The organism is Candidatus Methylobacter favarea (genome assembly GCF_902806695.1).
GTDB lineage: Bacteria > Pseudomonadota > Gammaproteobacteria > Methylococcales > Methylomonadaceae > Methylobacter_B > Methylobacter_B favarea.
In genome coordinates this window covers 21,995-28,060 of sequence record NZ_CADCXN010000083.1, presented here as the reverse complement: position 1 = coordinate 28,060, position 6,066 = coordinate 21,995, and the positions used below count along the sequence as shown (strand labels likewise).

General features: G+C 41.9%; 6 protein-coding genes and 1 pseudogene. 4 read left to right on the top strand and 3 right to left on the bottom strand.

Features of this window, described 5'->3' with window-relative positions:
• The 4 genes and pseudogenes from HUX64_RS19790 to HUX64_RS13455 all read left to right on the top strand — a co-directional run.
• Positions 1-115 (top strand): annotated as a pseudogene (locus HUX64_RS19790) (IS1 family transposase); the annotation flags it as partial.
• Between the two features lie 96 nt (positions 116-211).
• Entirely contained in the window at positions 212-1,819 is a 1,608-nt protein-coding gene (locus HUX64_RS13465; RefSeq protein WP_174626736.1) for an McrB family protein, read from the top strand.
• Positions 1,820-1,822: 3 nt separating this feature from the next.
• Positions 1,823-2,215, top strand: a complete 393-nt coding sequence (locus HUX64_RS13460) for a hypothetical protein (RefSeq protein ID WP_174626735.1) — start codon at positions 1,823-1,825, stop codon at positions 2,213-2,215.
• Complete coding sequence (locus HUX64_RS13455; RefSeq protein WP_217426536.1) at positions 2,208-3,509, top strand: McrC family protein; 1,302 nt, start codon at positions 2,208-2,210, stop codon at positions 3,507-3,509. The genes HUX64_RS13460 and HUX64_RS13455 overlap by 8 nt, the downstream gene beginning before the upstream one ends.
• 201 nt (positions 3,510-3,710) lie before the next feature.
• Here HUX64_RS13455 and HUX64_RS13450 read toward each other — a convergent pair whose 3' ends face one another.
• The 3 genes from HUX64_RS13450 to fabG are packed head-to-tail and all read right to left on the bottom strand — an operon-like array spanning position 3,711 to position 6,058.
• Positions 3,711-4,073: a hypothetical protein gene (locus tag HUX64_RS13450; RefSeq protein ID WP_174626733.1), complete on the bottom strand. Its 363-nt coding sequence runs from the start codon at positions 4,071-4,073 to the stop codon at positions 3,711-3,713.
• Between the two features lie 36 nt (positions 4,074-4,109).
• Positions 4,110-5,339 (bottom strand): beta-ketoacyl-ACP synthase, encoded by a 1,230-nt coding sequence (locus HUX64_RS13445; protein WP_174626732.1) that lies wholly within the window; start codon positions 5,337-5,339, stop codon positions 4,110-4,112.
• Positions 5,333-6,058 (bottom strand): 3-oxoacyl-ACP reductase FabG, encoded by a 726-nt coding sequence (gene fabG, locus HUX64_RS13440; protein WP_174626731.1) that lies wholly within the window; start codon positions 6,056-6,058, stop codon positions 5,333-5,335. The genes HUX64_RS13445 and fabG overlap by 7 nt, the downstream gene beginning before the upstream one ends.
• Positions 6,059-6,066: the final 8 nt, after the last annotated feature.

Genomic DNA, 6,066 nt, shown 5'->3' with positions numbered 1-6,066 from the left:
TTTCCTTGCCAGGTTGCGCCGCAAGTCAAAATGCTACAGCAAGTGCCAAAAGATGTTGGAATATTCCGTAAGGCTTCTGATGGCTAAAAGAAATAATGAGATTATCTATAGTTAATTAGCAATACCGACAAGGATAAGTAAGTTAGAGCAATACGATGCCGTCAACAAAACGGTATTGTGGGAGGACACAATTGAAAACCGTTGGGACACTATGTATGGGCAGCTTCAATCCAATGATAATGCCATTTTTATAGCCAATAAGAAATTATTGATTGCAACAGTCAGCCAGATTAAAAGGAATGAACACAAAATAGAGTTTTCTAATGTTCGGGAAATACCCTGCTCCAATGCCCAATTGCTGCAATTACACGAAATATATCCTGAACTGATTTCAAGAGTAAAAGCCAACTTTCAGCCTTTTATTCATCCTAAAGAAGTAAATATTAATCAACTCATTGAGGATGCAACAGCAAAACGGTTTGTGAGTTACTACCTACTATCAGGCATAGACAAATACAATGGTTTAAAAGAAAAATTTCAGGTTAACGACCGTATTGTCCTTATTAATCCCGAGCATCAACTCGACAATGTTAAGCTTTTCACAACAACTGGTTTAGAAAATTTCCCAGAAACCGTAAAAGTGACTATTCCTGTGAAAGGATGGACACTGGATCAAATGCTTAAAAAAAATGAAAATTTTAAACGTAAAAGTATTAAACGCAATAGTGTAAAGAGAATTCAAACAATTAAAACAGAGATTTCTACAAACGGCATATATAAATTCGATAATTTTTCCTCCTATCATGATGCTCTCTACAATAATAGAGTTTATGAAGGGGGTTCCTCAGATAAATCCATTATTGATACCTCGAGTGAAGATAAAGCAACTCCTTCAATAACAGGGAAAATATCAGGCTCAATGAATAAAAAATTAAACCAAATACTTTATGGCCCTCCGGGAACCGGTAAAACCTATAACACCATCAATAAAGCCCTAGAAATTATTGATGTGGACATTAACGGAATGTCAAGGGAGAAAGTAAGAGAAATCTTTGATGCCAAGATACAGGAAGGGCAAATTGTATTTACCACCTTTCATCAAAGCATGAGTTACGAAGACTTTATTGAAGGAATCAAGCCTGAAACAATTGATAATAAAGTCATTTATAATATAAAAAATGGTATTTTCAAAAATTTATGTCTAACTGCTAAAACACCGAATCAGCTTGACTTTAAATCTGCTTACGAGCAGCTCAAAAAAGATTTGAGCGACAAAGAAATGATCGCTATCAAGACTCCAACTGGAAAAGAGTTTTCAATTTCTTTAAATTCAAATGGCAATCTGACACTCCACACTGGCTTAAATAAAGAAAAACAAGGAACGTTAACTCAGGAAAATATTCAAAAACAGATTAACGGCGAAGATAAATTTATTGGTTGGGAGGGCTACTTTAAAGGTGTAGTTAATTATTTAGAAAAACAATATAAGTATTCATCTAAACCACAGAATAATAGTCAGAACTTTGTCCTTATCATTGATGAAATCAATCGAGGCAATGTTTCTCAAATATTCGGAGAGCTAATTACCTTAATTGAAGATGATAAACGCTTGGGCAGAGAAGAAGCATTAGAAGTTACGCTGCCATACAGCAAGGAAAAGTTTGGCGTGCCTCCTAACTTATACATCATCGGCACAATGAACACGGCCGACCGAAGCGTTGAAGCATTGGATGCGGCATTACGCAGACGATTCAGTTTTGTGGAGATGCCGCCTGATGCTGAATTAATCCGTACCGAAGGTAAATTGAAAGAATCATAAGGTGTGTTAGAAGGCATTGACTTGCCGGATTTGCTAAATACGATCAATAAGCGTATTGAGAAGCTATTAGACAAAGACCACCAAATAGGGCATAGCTATTTTATGTCTGTTGAAAAAATGGATGATTTAAAAAACACTTTTCAAAATAAAATCATTCCCTTGCTGCAAGAATATTTCTTTGGCGATTACGGCAAAATTGGTTTGGTGTTAGGCAAAGAATTTGTTGAAAGAGATGAAACTAAAGAAAATATCTTCGCAGATTTTGCCGATGGCGATGCAGGCGAATTTGCAGAAAGAACCCTTTATCAACTTAAGGATATGGCTAAAGTTTCGAATAAAGATTTTATTAAGGCTATCAATTGTTTACTAAACAAAATAGAAATAGTTGATGAATAACAGAAAACTTATCACCGTTTTTGAGCATCAGTCCCTCATACTCAAACAAAAAATTGGTAGCGTAATTTTTGATGAAAATGATCTTACGGCCTTGCAAAAATATTATGGCGAAAAAGGAGTTCCTTATTTTTCGTTAATAAATAATGGCGTCCGCTTTAATGAATACGTAGGCGTTATTCAGGTAGGGAATGCTGTAATTGAAGTTTTACCCAAAGCCGACAAATCGCCAACCGCAACAAATGATATAACCACGTGGCGTGATATTTTGGTTCATATGCTTTCTGCAGTGGGTATATTTGACATCCATGCGCCGAGTAACAGTTCTTTAAAATTAAAATCCAATTCTATTCTTGATCTATATTTTGCGCTCTTTATCAAAGAAGTAGAGTATTTGCTGCACAATGGCTTAATTAAGCAATACCGCAAGAAAGAAGGGAATGTCACCGCGTTAAAAGGCTGTTTGCTGTTTGGCAAGCATATTCAGCAAAATCTTACGCATCAGGAACGGTTTTATGTTCGTCATACTACCTACGATGTCGAACATAAACTGCACTTTATTCTCTATAAAACCATCCGTTTGCTAAAACAGATAAATACGAATACGGCCTTGCATAGCCGCATTGGCGTTTTGTTGCTTCATTTTCCTGAAATGCCCGATATGAGAGTTTCCGAGGCAACTTTCGAACAACTTATTTTTAATAGAAAAACATACGCTTATAAAAAAGCCATCGGTATCGCTCAATTACTTTTATTGCGATACCATCCTGATGTAATAAACGGAAGACATAACGTTTTGGCGTTGATGTTTGATATGAACATGCTGTGGGAGAAGTTTGTTTACGTTAGTTTGCGTAAACATAAAAAACCAGGCACAACCATTACCGCTCAATCTTCCAAACTCTTTTGGCAAACTGAGACAGGTAATAGGTCAACAATCAGAGCTGATATTGTTATTAATAAGGATAAAGAAAATTGTGTAGTATTGGATACGAAATGGAAAAACCTGAATGGCTGCAATCCTTCCCCGGATGATTTGCGGCAGATGTATATCTATCATCGATATTATCACGCAAAGCGAGTAGCGCTGATATATCCAGGTATGGAATCTTTCAAATCCGGGTTTTATTTAGACACGACAACAGGAAAAAAGACGGATAAGGAATGTAGTGTGATTTCTTTATCAGTGGAACCTGATATAAAAACCTGGCAAAAATATATATCCCAACAAGCAGCAAAAGATATTTTGAAGCTTGATGGCGACCCGCCTCAAAACTTGCTCATTTCAGCCAAATAGCCGGCGCAGGCCGTCATGCCAAACAGAACGAATGCTCATACAAGAGAGCTTGATTGCTTAGCCTCATCAATTTTGAAGATTCGCTCTGGACCGGCAAATTCATTAGAACGGGTGTCCGCTGGGGTCGAGCTGAAACAGGAATGTTAAATGCAGTTGAAACTACTTTTGGCGATCGCCAGATCAAATCCAGAATTTTATAAATTATTCCTGTGTGTCATTTATCAAATCGTAGGTTATATCCGGATTAAAACCCATCGGCCAATAGATAAGAGCGGCGGGTGGCCAGAAGATTGAAACTACGCGAAATTTTGCCCTTAATCTCCCCTCTTTAAGTACATCTCCATCTTTTTCCAGACGGTAGGGTATGCCGCCATGAGGCGGAATTCCGGCGGCCGTCCAGAAAAATGGTTTAGTCGTTACTTCGCCATTCGGTTTAACTTCAACCGGCTGGGGCCTTTTATAAATATAAAGATCAGCGCCCTCGGGCACTTTAAAATGCCCTGTCGTAGTACATCCTGTCATCATCATGAACAAAATCAATAGTAAAGCAACTTTTTTTATCATTATTATTTTTCCTGAGAGTTGGTAAGGGACACTGAGTTAATCCCAACGTTTAAAAATTAAGGAAGTATTAATACCGCCAAAAGCAAAATTATTACTCATGACATAGTCGCACTCCAGTTTCCTAACATCCCCTTTAATATAGTCCAGTTGCGCGCAGGCGCTATCGATATTTTCCAGATTAACGGTAGGATGAAACCAGCCTTCATTCATCATATTAATCGTAGCCCAGGCTTCCAGAGCCCCGCATGCGCCTAATGTATGGCCGGTATAACTTTTCATCGAGCTTATCGGGACATGTGACCCGAATACCGCCGCCGTCGCATGACTTTCGGCTATGTCGCCGTGGCCTGTAGCTGTTCCGTGCGCGCTGATATAACCAATGTCGGAAGCTTCCAGGCGGGCATCCTGCAAAGCCAGACACATGGCGCGCTGCATACTGCCGCTATCGGGCTGCGTGACATGCAGACCATCCGAATTAGTGCCGAATCCTGTCAATTCTGCATGAATATGCGCTCCTCTAGCCAGGGCATGATCCAGCTCTTCCAGTATCAAAGTGCCGGCGCCCTCCCCTATTACCAGACCATCCCGATCGCGGTCAAAAGGCCGGGGACTTTTATCCGGCGTCTCATTGCGGATACTGGTGGCAAACAAGGTATCAAATACCGCCGCTTCGGAAGCGGAAAGTTCTTCCGCACCGCCGGCCACCATCAGTGTCTGATGCCCGTATTTGATTGCCTCATAAGCATAGCCGATGCCCTGGCTGCCCGAGGCACAGGCGCTTGATGTGGTATAAACCCGGCCATTGATGCCGAAAAACAGACCGATATTAACTGGCGCGGTATGCCCCATCATCCTGATATAAGACGTTGCGTTAAGACCGTTGGTAGTATGGTTTAGCAGCATATTCCCGAAATCGGCGATGGCGTCGAAACTGCCTGCACAGCTGCCATAGGAAATGCCGGCTTTGCCGCTTTTAAGACAAGGATCATTTAACAGACCGGCATCGATCAGCGCCAATTCAGTAGCATACGTAGCCATTAACGCCACCCGCCCCATGCTACGGGTTTCTTTGCGGGAATAATGCTCCGGTTTCGAAAAATCTGCAGGCGCCCCCAAGCGGGTATTCAGGCCTTTATACTTTTCCCAGTCCGGCATGATTTGAATTCCGGTAGAGCGGGATTTAAGCCGTGCGGAAACCTGCGGCCAGTCATTGCCTATCGGTGAAATACCGGCCATGCCGGTAACAACTACCCGCCTTGTTAACATAGACCACCATTTACCGATATAACCTGCCGGGTTATATAACCGGCATCGTCAGACATTAAAAATGCTACGGCCGCCGCAACTTCCCTGGGACTGCCTACTCTGCGTGCGGGAATGATTTTTTTAATCTCATCCAGCGGCAACTGGCTGACCATCTCCGTATCAATAAGCCCCGGCGCGATGCAATTAACGGTAATCTCACGTTTCGCAAGCTCCAGTGCCAATGCTTTCGTCGCGCCGATAATGCCGGCCTTTGCCGCGCTGTAATTAACCTGTCCGCGATTGCCCATTAGCCCGGACACGGAAGACAGCGTAACAATTCGTCCGGGCTTGCGCCGTCTTACCATAGGCATGATGACCGGATGTAAAACATTATAAAAGCCGTCAAGATCAGTATGGACAACCTTATCCCAGTCTTCGCCTGTTAGCGATGGAAATGCATTATCGGCAGTAATTCCCGCATTACAGACCACGCCGTAATAAGCCCCGTGAGTTTCAATATCGCGGTTTATCTCTGCCGCGCATTGCGCCCTGTCGGCAATATCAAACCGTAATATCCGGGCGGCCCGGCCTAGCTGTTCAATCTCCGCCTTTACTTGTTCGGCCTGCTCTCGCCGGCTGCGGCAGTGGATGACAAGATCATAGCCCTGATCGGCCAAATATAACGCAATGGCCTTGCCTATACCGCGACTGGAACCGGTTACTAAAATCGTTTTATTCATTGTTCATT